Source organism: Chamaesiphon sp. OTE_8_metabat_110 (assembly GCF_031382685.1).
Lineage (GTDB): Bacteria > Cyanobacteriota > Cyanobacteriia > Cyanobacteriales > Chamaesiphonaceae > Chamaesiphon.
Map to the genome: position 1 here is coordinate 1 of NZ_JANMZA010000507.1, position 2161 is coordinate 2161.

The 2161-nt window shown below is 45.7% G+C and carries 3 protein-coding genes; all 3 read right to left on the minus strand.

Going from position 1 to position 2161, the window contains the following annotated elements; translation table 11 throughout:
- Positions 1–480 (minus strand): YceD family protein (locus RMO52_RS18535; protein WP_310417191.1); only part of this gene is annotated, 480 nt, incomplete at its 3' end.
- A 74-nt stretch (positions 481–554) separates the two neighbouring features.
- Positions 555–1064, minus strand: a complete 510-nt coding sequence (locus RMO52_RS18540) for a R3H domain-containing nucleic acid-binding protein (RefSeq protein WP_310417194.1) — start codon at positions 1062–1064, stop codon at positions 555–557.
- 116 nt (positions 1065–1180) lie between these two features.
- The coding region (gene yidC / locus RMO52_RS18545; protein ID WP_310417197.1) for a membrane protein insertase YidC at positions 1181–2161 on the minus strand (981 nt) is incomplete at its 5' end.

Consider the following 2161-nt stretch of genomic DNA (forward strand, 5'->3'; position numbering starts at 1 on the left):
GCGATTATCTAATCGCGGCTGGGGTTCAGTTGGCGCTGCTACAAATTCTTGCGTGGGGAGAATTCCCACACAGTCTCGGTCGCAAAGTTGTCGCAATGGTAGGGATAAACATAATTGTTCATACAACCACACATTAGGATCGAAGTGCCCATCAGGTGGTAGTGAATCGACCAATTCGTCTAGATCCGTGCGAATTTCCATCCCGCGACGGTCTGGTTCTTCGTCAACGTCCTCTAACCAAATGATTTCGGTGGCATCCAATACTAGCCGATGATTGTACTGCTGCAAGCATCGATCACATTTGAGGGTAATAATTGTCTCCGCTTGTGCAGATAGATCTAAAAATGTCCCCCCATGTTTGACAATTACTTTACCCCGAACAGGTGTGAGTGTCTCAAACTCAGGAATCAATGTATCGACAATGATTTCCAGGGTTCGATCTTGTCGATTCGCTAGCTGGGGAATATGAAGTGGTTCCATCGCAATTAAGTAATAAGTAATAAGTAATAAGTAATAAGTAATAGGGGGACTTAACTCTGCCTATTACTTATTACTTATGCTTCTGGAGATTGAGCTAATTTTACGACTAAACGTCGATCAGGTTCTTGACCACGACTTTCAGTAGCTAGATCGCTGTAACTGGCATCACCATCAAAGAATGTGTGCATCTGGCGGCGTTCGGCTGAAGACATCGGTTGGAGGACAACTTCTTGTCCAGTTGCACGGACGCGATTAGCGGCTTCATCTGCTACTGATTTAAGTTCGATTGCCCGACGCTGACGATAGCCATCCAATTCGATCGTGTATCCAGCGTGTAAATCTGCTTCTACGTGGATGTTTAAGCTAGCATTAGCTAAGTACTGGATTGCATCGAGAGCGGCACCTTGTCCGCCAATTAAGAGTTCTCTCTGTGCAGGTGTCAGACTGGTTGGATCGATCGTCAGCCAATAGTTAGCAGAGGTAGTTCCCTCTTGCTGTTGAGTGTCTACAGTGGTGGCAAATCCCGATAGCCTGAGTAGTTGTTCTAACCACTCTTTGCCACGGTCTAGTCTTTGGTCGGTCATGAGGCTTCAGGTGTTAGGCTTTAGGGGGTAGAGGCTAGGGATTAAGCTTTAACAATAGAAGTTGGGGAAAATTAATTTATCCCTAAAGACTAATACCTAAAGCCTAAAGCCTAAATTTAAGTTGCTTTTTTCTTTTTACTTTTCTCAAATGGCAGCTCTTCGCGATTGCTATTGTCCTTGGGCTTTTCGCGTTCTTGTTGATCTACCAATTTTTGTAATTCTGGTGGTAAAGGTTCCCGATTGACAAAGTAGGTTTGACCAAGCTGAAACACGTTACCGATCGCCATGTACATTAATACACCGGCGGGTAGGGGGAAAAATAGAAACATCCCAGAAAAAATAATTGGGGTGAATTTATTCACAGCTTGCTGTGCTTGCTCTTTTTCTGCTGCTTCGCCTACGGCTGCACTGGCTGAGGGGGTACTCGATAAATTTTGGCTGACATACAAGCTCAAACCAAAGAAGACGATCATCGCAATGATGTCCCAGTGGATTTTACCATCGGGGTCGATCGCGCCGACATGTCCGAGTGCATCAATGAACAAGAAACCAGTGTTAGCGGCAATCCCAGGGATAGTACCTTTGAGCGTAACATCTCCAGGGGCGATCGCTTCAATCTGACCATCAGGAGTGACTTTTACATTCTCCATCCCTTTGGTGATCGTCCATTCAGGAGTGAGCTTAGAATCAGGATACTGAGCAGCTAATTCACTAAATGGTTTGCCATCAACACCTTGGAAATCAATTTTAGCGGTTTGTCCCGCACCTAGAATATTTCCGGTCGCGATACCCGCAACTACCGGCGTATGAATATTGGTGGTGAAATAAATACTATGTGGTTCACTGTTGAACACTTGAGGCTGAATTTGGGCTATCTCTGCTGTAGGCACAACCTGCAGGTTGACATTGTACTCGACGTTGGAAAATGGGGATCCCCGTAGGGTGGCAAACAACGCGAACAAAACAGGCATCTGGAGCAGAACAGGCAAACATCCAGCCAAGGGGTTGCCAAACTCCTTGTAGACATCGCTCATCGCCTGCTGCTGCTTGGTCGGATCGTCTTTAAACTTTTGCTGAATTTCCTTGACCCGTTTTTG